15 protein-coding genes are annotated in these 19308 nt (G+C 37.2%); 6 read left to right on the top strand and 9 right to left on the bottom strand.

The genetic code is table 11. The annotated features are described in order from the left end of the window. Positions 1-26: 26 nt before the first annotated feature. The 6 genes from CXF64_RS10355 to CXF64_RS10330 form a co-directional block, all read right to left on the bottom strand. Complete coding sequence (locus CXF64_RS10355; RefSeq protein ID WP_007580684.1) at positions 27-1034, bottom strand: isocitrate dehydrogenase; 1008 nt, start codon at positions 1032-1034, stop codon at positions 27-29. A 206-nt stretch (positions 1035-1240) separates the two neighbouring features. Beyond that, positions 1241-2929, bottom strand: a complete 1689-nt coding sequence (locus CXF64_RS10350) for a hypothetical protein (protein WP_101216952.1) — start codon at positions 2927-2929, stop codon at positions 1241-1243. Between the two features lie 11 nt (positions 2930-2940). Further along, positions 2941-3324 carry a DUF3192 domain-containing protein gene (locus CXF64_RS10345; RefSeq protein ID WP_024591078.1) on the bottom strand — a complete coding sequence of 128 codons (384 nt, stop codon included), beginning with the start codon at positions 3322-3324 and terminating at the stop codon, positions 2941-2943. A gap of 69 nt (positions 3325-3393) precedes the next feature. Beyond that, positions 3394-4167, bottom strand: coding sequence for a flap endonuclease Xni (gene xni, locus CXF64_RS10340; RefSeq protein ID WP_007580680.1), 774 nt, complete (start codon positions 4165-4167; stop codon positions 3394-3396). 10 nt (positions 4168-4177) lie between these two features. After that, positions 4178-5521: a nucleotide 5'-monophosphate nucleosidase PpnN gene (gene ppnN, locus CXF64_RS10335; RefSeq protein WP_007580678.1), complete on the bottom strand. Its 1344-nt coding sequence runs from the start codon at positions 5519-5521 to the stop codon at positions 4178-4180. A 65-nt stretch (positions 5522-5586) separates the two neighbouring features. Beyond that, the gene (locus tag CXF64_RS10330) at positions 5587-7122 is read right to left on the bottom strand and encodes a GGDEF domain-containing protein (RefSeq protein WP_101216951.1); all 1536 of its coding nucleotides are present in this window, start codon (positions 7120-7122) and stop codon (positions 5587-5589) included. Between the two features lie 204 nt (positions 7123-7326). On the opposite strand from CXF64_RS10330, the gene CXF64_RS10325 reads away from it, so the two are divergent. The 3 genes from CXF64_RS10325 (at position 7327) to CXF64_RS10315 (ending at position 13654) form a co-directional block, all read left to right on the top strand. Then, positions 7327-9114, top strand: a complete 1788-nt coding sequence (locus tag CXF64_RS10325) for a M61 family metallopeptidase (protein WP_024609154.1) — start codon at positions 7327-7329, stop codon at positions 9112-9114. Positions 9115-9293: 179 nt separating this feature from the next. Then, a complete protein-coding gene (locus CXF64_RS10320) occupies positions 9294-11384 on the top strand; it encodes a bifunctional diguanylate cyclase/phosphodiesterase (protein WP_101216950.1) in 2091 nt (696 codons plus the stop codon). A gap of 98 nt (positions 11385-11482) precedes the next feature. Continuing rightward, entirely contained in the window at positions 11483-13654 is a 2172-nt protein-coding gene (locus CXF64_RS10315; RefSeq protein WP_101216949.1) for a S46 family peptidase, read from the top strand. A gap of 127 nt (positions 13655-13781) precedes the next feature. Here CXF64_RS10315 and CXF64_RS20805 read toward each other — a convergent pair whose 3' ends face one another. Genes CXF64_RS20805 through CXF64_RS10305 form a run of 3 tightly spaced genes read right to left on the bottom strand, consistent with a single transcriptional unit; the run spans position 13782 to position 15240 of the window. Further along, complete coding sequence (locus tag CXF64_RS20805; protein WP_165783609.1) at positions 13782-13949, bottom strand: hypothetical protein; 168 nt, start codon at positions 13947-13949, stop codon at positions 13782-13784. Between the two features lie 14 nt (positions 13950-13963). Next, positions 13964-14554 carry a DUF6338 family protein gene (locus CXF64_RS10310; protein WP_024591074.1) on the bottom strand — a complete coding sequence of 197 codons (591 nt, stop codon included), beginning with the start codon at positions 14552-14554 and terminating at the stop codon, positions 13964-13966. A 29-nt stretch (positions 14555-14583) separates the two neighbouring features. Further along, positions 14584-15240 carry an AbiU2 domain-containing protein gene (locus CXF64_RS10305; RefSeq protein WP_024591073.1) on the bottom strand — a complete coding sequence of 219 codons (657 nt, stop codon included), beginning with the start codon at positions 15238-15240 and terminating at the stop codon, positions 14584-14586. Positions 15241-15582: 342 nt separating this feature from the next. Here CXF64_RS10305 and CXF64_RS10300 point away from each other — a divergent pair, with 342 nt between their 5' ends. From CXF64_RS10300 to CXF64_RS10290, 3 genes are all read left to right on the top strand, one after another. Continuing rightward, positions 15583-16854 carry an O-acetylhomoserine aminocarboxypropyltransferase/cysteine synthase family protein gene (locus CXF64_RS10300; RefSeq protein WP_101216948.1) on the top strand — a complete coding sequence of 424 codons (1272 nt, stop codon included), beginning with the start codon at positions 15583-15585 and terminating at the stop codon, positions 16852-16854. 257 nt (positions 16855-17111) lie between these two features. Next, a complete protein-coding gene (locus CXF64_RS10295) occupies positions 17112-17492 on the top strand; it encodes a BlaI/MecI/CopY family transcriptional regulator (protein ID WP_002960288.1) in 381 nt (126 codons plus the stop codon). 11 nt (positions 17493-17503) lie between these two features. Continuing rightward, positions 17504-19120 (top strand): M56 family metallopeptidase, encoded by a 1617-nt coding sequence (locus CXF64_RS10290; protein WP_101216947.1) that lies wholly within the window; start codon positions 17504-17506, stop codon positions 19118-19120. The last annotated feature ends 188 nt before the right edge of the window (positions 19121-19308 follow it).

The following is a 19308-nucleotide window of genomic DNA, read 5'->3' as shown; positions in this document are numbered from 1 at the left end:
CTATTTAAATTAATAACAAATATTAATTATAAACGGTCAATTACTGATTGAGTGAAATCAGTTGTACCGTGGCTGCCGCCTAAATCGCGAGTTGTACGGTCGCCTGATTTAATTACATCAGCAACAGCACTACGAATACGCTCTGCTGTATCGCCCATATCTAAATGCTCAAGCATTTGGATAGACGCTAAAATTACAGATGTTGGGTTAGCTAGGTTTTTGCCAGCAATATCTGGTGCACTACCGTGTACAGCTTCAAAAATTGCAGCGTCTTCACCAATGTTAGCACCTGGAGCCATACCTAAACCGCCAACTAAACCAGCACAAAGGTCAGATAAAATATCACCAAATAAGTTAGTCGTAACAATTACGTCAAACTCTTCAGGTGTCATTACCAGTTTCATACACGTTGCATCAACAATCATTTCATTTGATTCAATTTGTGGGTAACGCTCAGCTACTTCACGTGCTACTTTTAAAAACAAACCAGATGTTGATTTTAAAATGTTAGCTTTATGAACAGCAGTTACTTTTTTACGACCTTCACGTACCGCTAGCTCATATGCAAAAGTTACGATTTTTTCTGCGCCTTCACGCGTAATTATCGATTTTGCTTCTGCTTCATTACCGTCTTCACTTACTATTTGGCCTGCACCTGAGTACATACCTTGCGTATTTTCACGAATAGTAATGATATCAATATCGTCGTAACGTGCTTTAGTGCCAACAAATGATTTAACAGGGCGTACGTTAGCGTATAAACCAAATTGCTTACGAAGTGTTACGTTAATAGACGTAAAACCTTCACCTACAGGCGTTGTTAATGGGCCTTTAAGAGTGATTTTGTTTCTAGCTATTGTATCAACCGTGTCTTGTGGAAGTAACTCACCTGTTTTTTCAAGTGCAGCTAGGCCAGCATCAACAAATTCATAATCAAAGTCGCAACCTGCGGCTTTTAATATTTCAAGTGCTGAGTCGATAATGCTCGGACCGATGCCGTCGCCTTTGATCACTGTGATGGTTTGTTTGGCCATTGACTTTTCCTTTAAAGAGTTTGATTTGCACATAAATTATTACCCTGAGAGAGTAATCGCTTGTTAGATCATTTATGTGAACGTGCTTGAAAATTTAAGGGCGCATTTATATCAACTTATCACCCATTTTGCTAGTTTATACAAGAAATACTGGGTATACACCAAAGTTATAATGGGTATAAAGACGTTAAATAGGGTCCCATAAATTAAATACTATTAAATAACGCGAGAGATTCTAATTTTTGATTAAAATCAGTTGGGTTTTGCCAATTTAGTATTTTCAGCTGTTCGTTTAATGTTTGCAGTTGCCACGCTGTTAGCGCAAGTTCTGGTTTAAAAACACTCTGTGCAACAATTTTAAGTGTGATCCAGAGTTTATGAGAATCAGTTAAGTGTTTTTTAGGTGTTTGCTCTGCTTCTAAAAGTGCCGTTGTCCATGGGTTGTCACTTAATAAATGAGTAAGCTGTTGCGTTAGTTGCTCGTTATTAATTGAATCCACACCAAAAAATGAGCAAATAGGGGCACTCAATGTTTTATTTGGTGTGTCGTCAATCAGCGTTTTACGAGAAAGCTGTGTACTGCATTGCGTTAATAAAAAATGAGCATAAGCATATAAAGGTAATGTAATGTGTTCAAACTGGTCATGTTTATTTTTACTAACTAATAAGGCCATTATTTTCACTAAGCCATTTAATCTGTTAGTAACGTAGGCTTGCAGAGGGTGTGGGGTGACATTAACTAATTGCTCAAAAACAACTCTTTGAATTATCGCAGGCGCATTATAATAACCGACCATCGATAAACTATGCTTTAAGTCTTTAGCGGCCTGATGCTCCTTATTATAAGGTTTTACTGCCTCACATAAATTAGCAACTACCTGAGGGTGAGCCGCCATTAGCTGGCTTAGCCCTTTATAGCTATATTCGTGCTGTGACTTAATATTACTTATTAGTTCAAGTAAAGACTGTGCTTTATCAACGTCAACCACACTTTTTGACTTAACATGTTCACTGTTAAACACTTTGAAGCTAATGGTTTTATCAGCGCAATGCCATTGTTTTGGGTTGTCGTTAAGCGTTGCTTTAACGCTAAACCAAGCCAATTTATTTGGATTAGCGGTACTAATTAAAATATGTTTTTGCTGCGCATCAGTCGCTAAATAAATCATGGTTTGCTCGGCATAAAAAACGCGGCTTCCCGGTAATAGTGGCCCCAAATGGGCTATAAGTGATTTGATTAGCTGCAGTGCAAACAAATTTGGTGTGCGAATGTACAAGTCAGTAAGTGCTTTAAATAAACTCATGTGTTTATTAGCCGTATTACTAGTAATGTTCATACTAATAATATTTGCTAAAGCAATTAGTGTTATGCCCCCATCGTAAAGCATTATTTTAGGAGCACTTACCAATGCTTGTTTATATTTACTTAACTTAGCTAATAATTGCGTAACGGGTTTGGCAGAATCGCCACTGGATAACATTACTTTAGCAGCTAACTGATGACGCATTTTCCATATGTTTTTATCAGAGTCTTGAAAAGGTGTTTGCTCACAGAGCTTGTTTAATTGCGCTCCAACACATAAATGCTCAATGAGTGAAGCCGCTATGTATAGCTCGCTTAGGGCATTGTTATAGTGTTGAGATTTACAAAGTGCAGCGGTTATTACACTCTGACTAACAACTAAGTTGGTGGCATAAGAATAATTAGGATTATAAAGTGTTAAACGAGCTTGTAATGCGAATGGCTGTTCGCTATAGAGCACTCTATATTGCTCAGCTAGCTTACTTGCCATGGGGTATAAGGCTGTCCATTTTTGTTTATTGTTATAATAGCTTAAAAACAGCTGCGTATTATTAAGCAGCTGCTCTAAAGTAGTTGAAACAGCTTCATCCATTAAACCTTCACCTAATTTTGTTCTTGATATTTATTATATGCACTAGGACCCCATAAAAATAGCTGCCCATTTTTAAATAATAACCCAGTACATTCATCCATAGTGGTTATACCGTCAGATGTTTTATGCTGTGTACGGTAAAAAACAATCTGAAATACCTGTTCACCATCTCGTTTGGCATAAGTAAGGTCGGGGCTGCCTAAATAATCAAGCACAGTATTTAGTGTTGTTGGCTGCTCAAGTGATAGTTTTTCGATATAACGTTTATTAAAAGCTTCTCGGTCTTGCCAGATCATAGCCTGAGGATCGTCTTTATAAAAGGTGATCACCAACGCTGCTATCAGTGCATATAGCCCTAAACCTAAGATTAAATATCGGATAAATTTTTTCAATATGGTTTACTCTGACTCCGGTAACTAATAATAGTATACGTTTTGTAATGTTTAGAGGCTATTAACTTGCGACTAATTAAGTCTTAACTGCTTTAAACTAAAGCCTAAATTTATATCGGTGCGTAAACTAACCAAGTGCTTTGAGATTACGTACATATCCATATTAGCGGCTAACTTTGCTTTAATGCTCGGGCTTAGAGACTCATCTTCGGCCGCATGCTCAATTGAATTATAGTTATTAACTATTTGCTGCGCAGACTTAGTACCTATTCCTTTTACTCCCGGAATATCATTTGTTTTATCACCAGCCAAAGCCCAAAAATCAACGAGCTTATTTTGCTCAACACCAAAACGCTCTTTTATACTTGTCTCATCTAAATAGAGTTTTTTAAAGTAATCATAAACTGTAATGTAGGGGCCTAAATAGGGTAAAAAGCCTTTATCAGTAGAGACAACAGTATTAGCTATTTGATTATTTGATGCCTTAAATGCAAGCGTTGCAATAATGTCATCGGCTTCATCGTTAATAGGCTCAAATACAACAATACCAGTTTCTTCTATTGCGGTTTTAAAGTGCTCTAAGGCATCTTTTAGCACTTGAGGCATTGGGGCACGGGAGTGTTTGTAGTCTTTATAAAAATGATAACGCCAGCTTTTGTCACCATCAAATACCGCAATCGCATGGGTTGCATTACTTGTATCTAAAAGCTTTTTACACGCATGAGCTACACGTGCGCAGCACGTTTGTATCATTTGCTCATCGCTGTGATGTTTTTGATTAGCGTCAACGGCGTAAATGCGCCTAATTAAATTAAGCGCATCAATAAGAAGTAAATGGGGTTTCAAACTATAAAACTCATGCTTTTATTTTGTAACACGGAATGTATTTGCTGCCAGGGAGTTTCATACGGCCTTGATCAACAAATGCTTGTAATAACGTATCCATATTTTCCATAAGGGCAGGCTCGCCACTTAAAATGTATGGACCGTTTTGCTTAATGGCTTTAACGCCTTCGTCTTTTACATTTCCAGCTACAATACCTGAAAAAGCTCTGCGTAAATTAGCCGCTAATAACTGCTTTGGTTGATCAAGATGTAAATCAAGACTTGCCATATTTTCGTGTGTTGGTGCAAAAGGTTGTTGAAAATCGTTATCGATTTTTAACGTCCAGTTAAAGTAGTAGGCATCGCCTTCACTTTTACGGTAATCACGAACATTGGCCATAGCCGATCTTAGCTTTTGCCCAACTAACTCAGGATTATCAATAATAACTTCAAACTTATCTAATGCTTCTTTACCAAGCGTCATTTCAACAAATTCACACAGCTCTTTAAAGTACGCTTCACTTTCTTTAGGGCCAGTTAAAATAACAGGCAAACATTGTTTGGTGTTATCTGGATGAAGTAATATCCCTAATAAATATAGCAATTCTTCAGCAGTACCTGCGCCTCCAGGAAAAATGATAATAGCGTGAGCTGTTCTTATAAAAGCTTCAAGGCGCTTTTCAATGTCAGGTAAAATAACTAATTCGTTAACAATAGGGTTTGGTGGCTCTGCAGCAATAATGCTTGGCTCTGTTAGGCCTAAGTAACGGTTATTGGTATTGCGCTGTTTTGCATGGCCAATAGTGGCACCTTTCATTGGGCCTTTCATGGCACCAGGGCCACAACCAGTACAAATATTTAATCCACGTAAGCCCAGTTCGTAACCTACTTGTTTTGTGTATTTATATTCAACTTCGTTTATTGAGTGTCCGCCCCAGCAAACAACCATACTTGGTTCGCTATTAACACGCAAAGCACCTGCATTTCTGAGCATATCGAACACCATATGAGTAATGGCTTTTTGCTCTTTTAAATCTTTTTCGTATTTTTGACAAATAAACAAAATATCGCGAATAACAGAAAATATATGCTCGTGAATTCCGGTAATTATTTCGCCATCAACAAATGCGGTTTCGGGTGGGTTTTCAAGCTCAATTTTAATACCTCGTTCGCGGCTTACTAAACGAATATCAAAATCTTTGTATTTGTCGTATATATCGCTACTTTCGTCGGTATGGCTACCTACATTAAGCACTGCTAGTACGCAGTTTCTAAATAACTTATAACGCTCACTAGCAGAAGATTGCTCTAATAAATCAACTTCTAATTGCGACAGTAAATCTAAAACCCCAGTTGGGTTTAACTGTATTAACATAGACGTTCTCCTTACTGCTAAATCGTAAAAAACTACTTGTCATAAAATCTATAATGGCTATGACATTATTTACTGGTACAAAGTCTATCTCGTCCTGAGTTTTTGGCCTCGTAAAGAGCATCATCTGCTCTATCAAATGCCTTTAACAGAGTATCGCCTTTTTTAAACTGAGTTGCACCTACCGAGATAGTGATCTCAATTTGTTTTTCTCTAAATTTAAAAGGTATATTTTTAATTACCTTTCTTACTTTATCCAGAGGTAATGTTGCGTTTTCTAGCGATACACCTGGCATTAACAATACAAATTCTTCACCGCCGTAACGCGCTATAAAATCGGACTTTCTTACCGATTTTTGCAACGCTTTTGATATAACCTGTAAGGTAATGTCACCTGCGGTGTGGCCAAATCTATCATTGATAGATTTAAAGTGGTCAACATCAATAACCGCAAGCGTAACATCTGATGGCTGCACATTAAACAAATGCATTTCGTGATTGTAACGTTCATCAAATGCAGCTCGGTTAGGCAGTTTTGTAAGCCCATCAAGTAAACTTTTAAAGCGCTGTTCGTTTAAGCGTTTTTTATACGTTGTTAACTTATCTTCTAAAGTAACAATTCGTTTGTTTATTTCACTAAAGCTAGTGCTAAGCATTTCTCTATCTTTTCGTTCTAACTTTTCTTTTGCTAGAAAATCTTCGCTTAGTGATTTTAATTCGTTATCTACGAGTTCTTTTAAAGATGAGATTGACGTTGCTTTTTGTGTTTGTTCGTTGAGGTTTTTAATTTTTAGTTCAATGCTTTTATTCAACGAATCAAACTCAATACTCATCGATTCTGAGTGTCTACTAGTAGAGACAATAGAATTATGTAGATCTTCGAGGGTTTGATTTAATGAAACTAAAAAGCTTTGTGCAGATTTGCGCTCTTTGCTAATGTTTTTTACTACAACTTCAATTATGTTAATCGCAACATCGAGTAATGCGTCGATTGTGTCACTTTCTGTAATATTATTTTTTATACTATTAATTTGTAGTGTAGCTTCTTCTTCAAGTATAAGTTCGTTAGCTAGCTCAAGTAGTTTTTTTGCACGAGCCTGTTTTACAGGGCCCTGATTATCGGCTTGAGGGTCTTGCTTAGTTAGCAATGCTTCATGATAAAAGAGAATAAGTTGATCAAGTAGCGGAATATAACCATGGGTTGATTGAACGTTATTAATCTCTTGATCGAGTAAATTTCTCAGGGCTCTGCGAGTATCGTCTGGTAAACCTTTAGTTTTTTGTAACTGTTTACCTGCATTTTGTACACTGTTGAATAAATCACGTTGCTGAGCTTGCTGAATCGATTCTTGATTTTTAAGTAATATCAAAGTTTCACTAACAAGGGGAGAGAGGTCTTCAAAGCTCATACCTTTATTGAGTGCACTTCTAAATTTAGCAAGGCGATTATCTAACTCAATATCAAGCCCTTTACAGCTTAGCGAAAGTTTAGCTGCAAAGTCGCACAAAATATCCACTTGATGTTTGCGTGCACTCTCAATAGCCATACGAGCATCAATTGCTTGTTTGAGTTTTTTATCTGTTGGATTAGATCTTTCAGACACCTAAGCGTACCGCCATCAAATTAATTTTATTATCTTCAGTTTACAACAAATTTTTATTATGTGTAGTTATCTAGTAAAAAACTTAGAAATTTTAATAAGCTACTACGTATAAACTCGTATACGGGGCAATTTGTCGTATTTAATTCACTTTTAAATAGGGGCTTGCTAGTCTTGCAGGCAATTAAGTTTCCACTAAGAGTCTCTATGAAAAAGTTATTAGCCCTATCTATTTTAGCTGCATGTTCAGCACCTGTATTTGCCGATGTAAATTATTCTTTAGAAATCTCACAACCACAACATCATTTAGGCGATGTAAGTGTTGAGTTTCCAAAAACAGCGCAAGCACATCTTGATATAAAACTTCCTGCATGGCGAACGGGTCGCTATGAAATGCTAAACCTTGCCAATGGCATTCGTTACTTCAAAGCTAAAGATGAAGATGGCAAAGAGTTAAAATGGGAAAAAATTGACCATAGTACATGGCGTGTACACCTTAATGAGCCAACAGAAGTTAATGTTGACTACCAGGTGTATGCAAATGAGCTTGGTAAGCGCGCTCGCCACATTGACGACAGCCATGCATTTATAGATGCATCAGGCTTTTTTATGTTTAGTGAATCATTTCGCCAAGAGCCAGTAACCGTTAATTTAGAGGTGCCTAAAAAGTGGCGCTCTGTATCGGGTATGGATAATTTAAAAGGCAAAAATTCATTTAAAGCAGCAGATTACGACGTGCTTGTTGATTCACCAATTGAAACGGGTATTAACCAACTACACACATTTGAAGTAGATGGCCGTGAATACGATTTAGTTATATGGGGCGACGGTAACTACGATGTAGAGCAAATGCTTACCGATCTTAAAAAATTAGTTGCTACTGGTAATGTAATTTGGGATGGCTATCCGTATGAACGTTATGTATTTATGGTTCATGCTACGTCGGGTGCTGGTGGTGCAACAGAGCATTTAAACTCAACAATTATTCAACGTCCACGCGATAGATTTGGTAGCCGCGAAGATTACCTAGCCTTTATTAGCACCGCTGCGCATGAGTTTGTTCATACGTGGAATGTTAAAGCATACCGCCCTCAAGGTTTAGTGCCGTACGATTACACTAATATGAATTACTCTAAACTGCTTTGGATTGCAGAGGGTTCAACAAGTTATTTTGAAGATCATTTAATGGTTCGCTCTGGTATTGAAACCACAGATGAATTTTTTAAAGTGATGAGTAAAACCATTAATCGTCATTTACAAACACCGGGCCGTGAAGTGCAAAGCGCAAGCGAAACAAGCTTTGATAAATGGATTAACCAAGGTGGCGATCATGCACGTAACTACAGCACTAATATTTATTCAGAAGGTTCATTACTTTCATTAGTTTTAGATATCGACTTGCTAGAAAAAAGCCAAGGTAAAATAAGCTATCGCGACGTACACAAAGCACTTTATAACAATCATAAAATGCCAGCTGGTTTTACAGATATAGATGTACTTAATATCTTAAAAGATTTAACAGGGCGTGATTACTCAAGCTGGTGGCAAGAAAATGTTGAGTCGCCTGCAAGTATTAACTTTGACGACTTACTTACTAAAGTAGGCTTGAAATTTGAACGTCCTGAAAAAGCAAAAGCGCTTGCAAGCATTGATGCTACCGCTAAAAACACAGGCGAGTTACTTACGTTAAGTTACGTTCGCCGTGGTGGCAGTGCGTGGAAAGCAGGTTTAACTACCGATGATAAAATTGTCGCTATAAACAAACATCACGTAGGTAAAGATTTAAAAACCAGCTTAGAAACGTTTAAAAAAGGCGATAAAGTAACCATTGACTATCTTCGTCGCGATGCTCTTGAAAGCTTAACATTAGTACTATCAGAAGATTTTGATAAGCCTAAAAAAGTAGTTGCTGATAAAGAGGCAACGCCTGAGCAAAAAGCACTATTCAAAGCATGGATTGGCGTGGAACATCCAAATGATGTGACAAAAAAATAAATTCAGTTTTTATAGCGTTTAAATATAGTTAACAATTATTAAAAAAGAGCTTCGGCTCTTTTTTTGTTTTGTATAATGGCGTATATAATGTACATGGAAATTTAATATTAAAATTAAATTTAATTATTATTTAGTATTTCTCTATTATTAAATAAAATTATTTATGGATATAGCCTCAAATGAAATTAGATAACCCGACCTCAAACTTAACCCATCAATTTGTAATTAACGACTATTTGCATCAGTTATTTGATGCGGTAAATGTTATTTCTGTTCAAGGTTATGACAATGAACGTCGTGTTATTTATTGGAATGAAGGCAGTGAGCGACTTTATGGATATACCAAAGAAGAAGCCATAGGACAAAAAATAGAAGACCTTATAATTCCAGAGCCAATGTGTGAATTAGTTATTAACGCACATAGTGATTGGGTAAAAAAAGATATAGAAATTCCAGCATCTGAAATTATCTTACAAGACAAAGATGGAAACAATGTATCGGTTTTTTCCAGCCATGTTATGTTTACAAATCAATATAATACAAAACAAATGTACTGTATTGATATTGATTTATCTGAGGTTAAAAAGGCACAAGCAGATGCGTCATTTAATGAGCATATGCTAAAAACTATTTTTGGAGCAATTCCTGACTTATTTTTCTTGATGGAAAATGATGGAACTATTATTGAGTATCATGCCAGTAATGAGACCAATCTCTACACCAAGCCAAAGCAATTTATTGGTAAAAAAATGGGTGATGTACTCCCTCAAGATGTAGCCAAAAAATTTGAAACCTATATCAGCCTTGTATTAGAAAAAGAGCAGATGATGAGCTTTAAATACGAGCTAGCTTTGCCCCATGGGCTCGTTTTTTTTGAAGCAAGAATAAATAAAATAACAGAACATAACCAGTTAATGGTTATTATTCGAGATATTACAGAACAGCATAAATCAGATGAAATAATTAGACATCAAGCGTATTACGATAGTCTAACTTTACTCCCAAATCGTTTTTTAGCACTTGATCGTTTGTCGCAATTACTTATTGAAGCACAAAGAAATAACGAGAAAGCGGCAGTACTGTTTTTGGATTTAGATGATTTTAAAAAAATAAATGACTCTTTAGGCCATGAAACAGGAGACAAACTTTTAATTGAATCAGCGCAAAGGCTACAAGAGGCACTGCGAAAAGACGACACGGTAGGGCGCCTAGGTGGAGATGAGTTTATCGTATTACTACGAGGTATAACTGATCACCATGCAGCGCTAAAAATTACTGAAAAATTGGTCAATAACTTTAGAGCCCCTTTTAAAATTGAGGGCCGGGAACACATACTAACAGCGAGTATTGGTGTAGCCATATACCCAGAAAATGGTACAACCGTTGCTGATTTATTACGAAATGCTGACACTGCAATGTATCAAGCAAAATCATATGGTCGTAATACTTATTCATTTTTTACTAAAAAGATGAACGTAATTATTCAGCGCCGACTAGTAATAGAAGAGCAGATGCGTGGCGCCCTTGAGCGTAATGAATTTGAGTTATTCTACCAGCCCCAATTTGACGCCAAAAATAAACACATCATTGGTGCAGAAGCGTTATTACGCTGGCATAACCCTGTGCTAGGTAATGTAACACCCGATGAGTTTATACCTATTGCCGAAAATACAGGATTAATTGTACCTATTGGTAAGTTTGTAATTAGTCAAGCATTACACTTTTTAAACACATGGCAAAGTACCTGTAAACGCCAACAAAAATACACCATGGCTGTTAACTTATCTCCTCGCCAATTTAGAGACGTAGGGTTGCTCAGTTTTATTCAAAACTCATTGAGTGAAGCAAACGTAAACCCCGAAAGTTTAGAGCTTGAAATAACTGAGGGAGTATTGATGAGTTGCCACACTAATGTTGTTGATATACTGACTGAAATTACTGCATTAGGCATTAACTTATCAATGGATGACTTTGGTACAGGTTATTCATCATTAAGTTATTTGAGAGAATACCCTTTTAATGTACTTAAAATAGATAGAAGTTTTATTGACGGTATTGTACTAAACAATGAAGATTGTAATCTCGTAAAGGCAATTATTGCTATGTCGCACAGCTTAGGACTGACAGTGGTAGCCGAAGGTGTAGAAACAAAAGAGCAGCATACTTTATTGAACGAATTGGGTTGTGATTTTATGCAAGGCTTCTATTTTAGTAAACCCATACCAGCAAAACAGTTTCTTGATTTTTCGATGAATTTTGATAAAAAGTAAGATTAAACACTCGATTGTAACAATTCATTGCACGGCTATTGACCTTATTGTCCCATCGCGAGTAACCTGTTATAGAAACAAATAAAAAGGATTCTATAATGCGTTTAAAACCTCTTGTAGCTACATTAGTAGCCACATTTTCTTTATCACTTTCAAGTAGTGCCATAGCCGACGAAGGCATGTGGCAACCGCACCAACTTCCAGAGTTAGAATCAATTTTAAAAGCCAAAGGGCTTGAAATTGATGTTGAATCTATTTCTAAATTAACCGAATTCCCAATGAATGCGGTAATTAGCCTAGGTGGCTGTACAGCATCGTTTGTATCGCCTAAGGGTTTAGTTGTGTCAAACCATCACTGTGTTTATGGCTCGGTACAATACAACTCAACACCTGAAAACAATATTTTAGAAAATGGCTTTTTAGCTAAAAGTCCTACAGAAGATTTACCTGCAGCGCCGGGCTCACGCGTCTATGTAACAAAAACGGTTACCAATGTAACAGATGAAGTAATTAAAGGTACTAACGAGCTAACAGCAAAAGCACGCTACGACGCACTCGAAAAAAATGAAAAAGCGCTAGTAGCCCAATGTGAAGCCGACGAAAGCTATCGTTGTAACGTGTATTCGTTTCATGGTGGTTTAGAGTTTTACCTAATTAAGTCACTTGAAATTAAAGACGTACGCTTAACTTATGCACCGGCAATGGGCGTAGGTAAATACGGCGGCGATATAGATAACTGGATGTGGCCGCGCCACACAGGCGACTTTGGTTTTTACCGCGCTTATGTAGGCAAAGATGGAAAACCTGCAGAGTACAGCGAAGACAACGTACCTTACGTACCTGACTCTTACCTAAAAGTAAGTGCCAAAGGCGTGCAAGAAGGCGACTTTGTAATGGTTACAGGCTACCCAGGGCGTACTAACCGATACCGCATTGCAACAGAGGTAGATAACGTATTTAACGACAGCTACCCTAAAGCACGCGTTCATAACTCAAAATACGTGTCGCTTATTGAAGAAAATTCAGAAGACGGCAGTAAAGCGCGTATTGCTTACGAAAGCACCATTGCAGGTTATAACAACTATATTAAAAACTATGGTTCGATGATCGAAAGCTTCAAAAAAGGCACTATGCTTGAGCGCAAAAAACAGTTTGAGCAAGAGTTAACACAATGGATCAATAGTGACAGTGAGCGTAAAGAGCAATACGGAAGCGTATTAGGTGAGCTATCTGAGCTAATTGCGCAATCACAAGAGCACAGTGAACGCGACCGAATGTTAGGTTATGTACATCGCTCACAAATGATCAGCACAGCACGACGTTTATACCGCCTAGCTTATGAAAAGCAAAAGCCAAATAGCGAACGTGAATCTGGTTATCAAGAACGTGACTTACCTCGCATTAAAGCAGGGCTTGAGCGTATGACGCGCCGTTATGATAGCAAAGTAGATAAAGCTATTTTACTGCACTTTTTAGAGCTGTATGCAGCACTTCCAAAAGAAGAGCGTTTTAGCGAGGTTGATAACGTATTTAAAGTACAAAATGGGTTTGATAAAGCAACCCAAAGCGCGTTACTTGATAGCATGTATGAACAGTCAAGACTCGATAATGCCACTGTTCGCAATTCATTATTTGAGCAATCGTTTAGCCAGCTAAATCAAAGCCAAGACCCATTTGTGCAGTACGCTAAAGCAATATTTAAAGTAATGAAAGCTGAGGAAGATAAATCAAAAGCACTTGCAGGTAAATTACAAGCAGCTCGCCCAGAGTTAATGAGCGCAATAATTGCGTTTAACAAAGCTAAAAACAAACCTGTATACGCCGATGCCAACAGCACATTACGAGTAACCTATGGCACTGTAGGCGGCTACTCACCTCAAGACGGCTTGGTAGCAACACCCTTTACATCGCTTGAAGGATTACTAGCTAAAAACACCGATGTTGACCCATTTAATGCACCTAAAAAGTTACAAGAGCAAATTAAAGCCAAACTTTATGGTGATTACACGGGCGGCATGAATACAGTACCCGTTAACTTTTTATCAAATGTAGACACTACCGGTGGTAACTCAGGTTCGCCAACACTTAACGGTAAAGCAGAGCTTGTAGGCTTACTGTTCGACGGTGTTTACGAAAGTATTATTGGTGATTGGGATTACAACCCTGAGCTTAATCGCTCAATCCACGTTGATTCACGCTACATGCTGTGGGTAATGGATAAAGTAGATAATGCACAAAACTTGTTAGACGAAATGACAATCGTAAAATAAGTAATTAGTGAGATAACAGAAGGGCGCTTACCGTAAAGGAAGCGCCTTTTTTGTTGGTGTTTGATTCGAATGGGTGAACTCACAGCCATAAGCGGACTGTCGTACCCCTAGACTCTGGTTATGCGTATTACTTTTTATTGGGGGGAGTATTAGTTGGATTATTACCATCACTAGACGGTGGCTGGTAACCACCTTGTACACGTCCATCAGTACCTTGACCAGAAGGTGCTGGCTGATATCCTTTACTTTTATCTGGTACATAACCGTTATTCACTTGCTTTGGAGTTTTAGACATATAATTTTCCTTTTTTATGTAAGTTTAAATAATTCAACATGGCTGATTTCTGAGGAGATAATAATTACACCGTCAGTTTGATTGTGCTCTCTTTCAAAACCACCATCACCATTTAATTTCCATGACCGTTCTAAATATATTTGTTCGGGGCTTGGAGCACTGGAAGCAAAGGAGTTACCACTGAATAAGCCTGCAATTTGAGTTTGATCTTTTAAGGTGACAATAACCCAAAATGATTTTCTTTGAGAAAAAACATAATCCCATGGTTTTTGTATTGGGTGTGGAGCATTTTTTTGAAACGCATTAGTTTCTCTAAGTTTCTTCCAAATGTATGTCCAGAATATTGGTGCAACGAATAAAACAAACACATAAAAAATGACATATAAGTTTGTGTGGTTATTGAATAAGTCACTACTCTCAACGCAATAAATGGGGTATAACAATAGCGCGTAATTTATACAGCTGTATGCGACAGCATCAACTAATTGTTTTGATGATTCCTTTATTTGACCAGGAAATAATAGCTCAAATAGCTTTATGGAAATAAATCCAGGAATAACAAATCCTATAAAAAGAAAAAGTTTATCAACTTCCCAAATGTTCAATGAATACTCCTTTCCGTTTAAGCAACTTATTATGCATTTTTATTAGATGCCAACTTTAATTTACTTACAAACTGATTAACATCTTGTTCAAATGGTAATATAATTCTGATATCCGTGTGAACCGTAGGATCTGAGATATCATCAAAGATTTCTTGGATTAGCTCAATAATACTTTCGATGTCATCATGCTCAAATTTCAAATCTAACTTTTTCTTACCCATTAAAGTATTTAGATCATTATGAGCTAATAATTTACTACGCCAACTTTTAATACCTGTGAACTCATAAAGTTTAAGTAGCTCAGAATATTTACCATCAAGTTCAGGGCACTCGCATTGAGTTATAACTCTAGCTAATGATAAATTTTTATTTTTTCCTGTTTGTGCCGGATCTAGCAAACAAGCAAGACTAAGGCAAAGTTTCTCTATATATGCTTTTTGAATTCGGCTAAACACCAAAGAATTGAATTCATTCATTGCATCGATAGATTGTTGTTCTGTAAATAGATCACTATAAATCGTTAAGTCTAAGCATAAGTTGGTAAAGTATTCTTTTATTACCTTTAGCTCGTCTTGATTTACTTTAGTTCGATCGAATTCAACTCGGTGTGGTAAAGGAAGTCCTCTTTCCTTACAAAACTCATCATATGAAGCATAAATTCGAGTTTCGGGTTTATCGATACTCATTGAGTCCTCCTAACACTATTTTGATGGTTTATAACACACCAAAATGGCGTATATTACACATCATGATAATTTCACCAATAATTACTTTTGTAAACAAGTAATTAAAACAGCTAGAAATTAAGCATGTTATTTTGCCACAAAACGGCGTTTAATAATGATATTGGACAAAATTAGACTTCTACTCAAAACACAGGAATAAATTTAACTTTTTCAGTGTCCGGTTATCGCTCTTATCCGCCCTGAACTTAAATCAAACCTCTTCAACATCCTTTAAAATATTTCATGTGCATTTTATAGCCTAGAAGTGCTAGGTTAGTGGTAAATTAATTGAAGGAAATAATTATGAAATTAGAGTCATTAGCACTGCACCACGGTTACGAATCTGAGGCTACAACTAAATCTGCAGCCGTGCCTATTTACAATACTTCTTCTTATACATTTGATAATACACAGCATGGCGCTGATTTATTCGATTTAAAAGTACCTGGAAATATCTACACCCGCATAATGAACCCAACCAATGCCGTACTTGAACAACGTATTGCTGCAATGGAAGGAGGTATTGGTGGGCTGGCTGTTGCCTCTGGGATGGCTGCTATTACGTATGCTATTCAATGTTTGTGTGAAGTCGGTACTAATATTGTAAGCACCAGCCAAGTATATGGTGGCACGTATAACTTATTTGCACATACCTTACCTAGGCAAGGTATTGAAGCACGCATGATAAAGGCCGATGACTTTACCGCGTTCGAGAATGCAATTGACGACAACACCCGCGCTGTTTTTTGTGAATCTATTGGTAATCCTGCAGGTAATATTGTTGATATTGAACGTTTAGCACGTATTGCACATAGCAAAGGTGTGCCGCTTATTGTTGATAATACCGTGGCTACGCCGTATTTATGCCGCCCATTTGAGCTGGGCGCCGATATAGTGGTTCACTCACTTACAAAGTATATAAACGGGCACGGTACTGCTATTGGCGGCATGATTGTCGACTCAGGAAAATTTGATTGGAAAGCGAATGCCACACGTTTTGCAATGATGAACGAGCCCGATCCGTCGTATCACAATGTGGTTTATACCGAAGCTTTTGCTGAAGCTGCATTTATTGGTCGCTGCAGAGTAGTGCCACTTAGAAATACCGGCGCAGCGCTTGCCCCTAAAAACGCATCTGACATTTTAATCGGCCTTGAAACCTTAGGCTTAAGAATGGATCGCCACTGCGAAAATGCACAGCAGTTAGCTGAGTATTTAGAAAATCATCCAAAAGTGCTTTGGGTTAATTACGCAGGGCTTGAATCAAGCCCGTATAACGAAATGAGTCAAAAAATTACCAGTGGTAAAGCATCGGGTATTTTAAGCTTTGGTATTGCTGGTGGCCTAGAAGCAGGTACTCGTTTTATTGATGCGCTAAACATGATTTTACGCTTAGTTAATATTGGCGATGCCAAGTCGCTTGCGTGCCATCCAGCGTCAACTACACACCGCCAATTAAATGATGAAGAGCTTGCTAATGCGGGCGTAAGCCGCGATTTAATTCGTTTGTCGGTCGGTATTGAAAACATTGCAGACATAATTGCCGATGTAAGCCAAGCGCTCGATAAAGCATAGTTACCTCACTACCTTCCATAAAAACTTTAAAGCATAAAAAGCGTTAGTTGAAAATAAACTATCGTTTTTTATGTTTTTCTAAAATCTATTAATAAGTATACCTCTTTATTTTATCTACCTTTTTTATAAAACCTTCCCATGGCTTTTATATTTCTACCGTTTGTTTTTTATTCACATGTTAATTTTGTATTGACACTAAGATTACTTACTACTACATTTGTAACAGTACCACTACAAATGTAGTAATAGGAGCGACAATGAAACTTAGTGATTTTGAAATGGATATTATGCAGCTGCTCTGGCAGGAAGAACCCTGTACCGCGAGTCAACTACATAAGGTGCTTTTAGCTGATAAGCAAAAAGATAAAAAAGTAGCCTATACAACAGTTAAAACTATTGTAGATAGGTTAGAACACAAAGGAGCGATTGAGCGTTGTGGACATGAAGGGCGAGCTATTGTTTTTAGAACAATCGTGACTCAAGACACATTATCGGAGCAAGCTATGCCTAGTTTTATGCAACGATTTTTTAAAGGTAATTCTCGTAGTTTAATTGCCCACTTTATCAAAGAAGAAAAGCTAAATGATGAAGATATAGAATATTTACAAACGCTTTTAAAAAATAAGAAGTTAGATTAAAGGAGAGGGTAATGACGGATTATTTACTAACTTGCACACTTATTAGCTTATGTATTTTGCTTACAGTAAAAGGGCTTAAAAATGCCCCAGCACGATTAAACTTTTACATTTTAATGATTGCCTTGGCATGTTGGTTTGTCCCTTGGCAATATTTTTCCCAGTTACCGTTATTTGAAGGGGCAAATCGTTACACATTTAACGTGGCGCAATTGATTCCCGATGTTAAAGCATTAATACCAAATGCTGAACAAGTAGCAACTAAGGACGAATTACAAAGCGATATGGTTATATGGGACTTATTGCCATCACTTAGTAATGTTTTTATGGTTTTAGTTTTAGCTGGTTTTGGATTGTTTTTATTACGCGTGGGCTTATATGTAAAGCTTATAAAAAATTTATACATTAACTCAAAGCCAAGTCCTGAACTTAACCACATCAACAATCAGTATCTAATTAGACTAACAACCCATACAGAACCTGCTTTTGCTACCGGGTTAATAAAGCCTGTTATTTGGTTAGAGTCGACGATGACACACCGTAAAGAATTAGATTCAGTCATTCAACACGAGGTAACTCATTTACAACAAGGTGATATTTATTGGACGTGGCTTATTTGTTTTATAGAAAGCGTTTTTTGGTGGAATCCTATTTGCTTAAAGTTAACTGGTTTAGCAAGAGAGCAACTCGAACTTAGCTGTGATGAGTTGTGTATGCAAAAGCTAAAAGGTAAATACCAATTGGATTTAGCAAGTTTATTGCTACAAGAGCAAAGTGCTGGAAGCTCGCCTAACTTTTTTACCCCCCCACTTTTGAATATTGCTCATTCTAAGAGTTTTAATATTCAGAGGATCAAAATGTTAAACAAGGAAAAAACAATGAAAAGTAAATATTTGGTTATGGTTGCGGCGGCAATGTCTTTTAGTGCTTTAGCTGCAGCGCAAATTGTAGACGGTAGTTCAGATAACAAACAGCAAAGTAATAATACGTCTCAGGCTCCTGTTAAAAGTGAAGAATATAAACAACAACTTGCACAGCTTCTAAAAAGCGCTGCTGGGGCAAAAAGTGATACACCTGAACTGTTAAACCAAGCTGCGCAAGGCATTCAAGATTGGCACTTGAATAGAGACAAACTTACTGGTTTTGAAGAAGCTGAAATCAAACTACAAAGCTTTAGGCTGCTAAATCACGTTTACTCTAAACTTGAGCAATATGAAGACATATTGAGTGCTTACGAAAAATGGTACGAGCCGGGCAGTAACCCACCTTACTTTTTAAAAAATTCACTAGCAACGGCCTATATACAGCTAGGGCGTTATGAGCTTGCTGTTGCAGAGCTTGAAGATTTATCAAAACAGCTTGAAGGTAAGCTGCATGTTGGCTCTGCTGATAACTTAGCACTGGCATACATTTACCTTGATGATTACGATAAAGCGTTAAAAACCCTAGAGCAGGTTGATGCAAAAGACGATGTATACGGAAATATCCTTAAATATTATGTTTATGATAAACAAAATAACCGTAAAAAGATGGATGAAATCAAAAGTAAAATCCCAGAAGTATTTGCAGTTACCCCCGCGTTATTACCACAAAGCGGCGTACCTGGTTCGCAATTGTTGAGATTGCTATAAGTTTTTAATTACGATGAGGCTCGGAGTATCTGAGCCTCTGTTTAATGTTATTGGTACAAATACAGTTTTATTCATTAAAATAGATCTAGGTTATTTAAATCTCTTGGGTAATCGCTTAGCGATAACCTAAATAAAAATGGCTAAAAGTAGTGATTTTTCACAATAGTTGGTATGTTACAAGTAACATT

This window comes from Pseudoalteromonas sp. GutCa3 (assembly GCF_002836155.1).
Lineage (GTDB): Bacteria > Pseudomonadota > Gammaproteobacteria > Enterobacterales > Alteromonadaceae > Pseudoalteromonas > Pseudoalteromonas arctica.
This window is presented reverse-complemented; position numbering and strand designations above follow the sequence as displayed.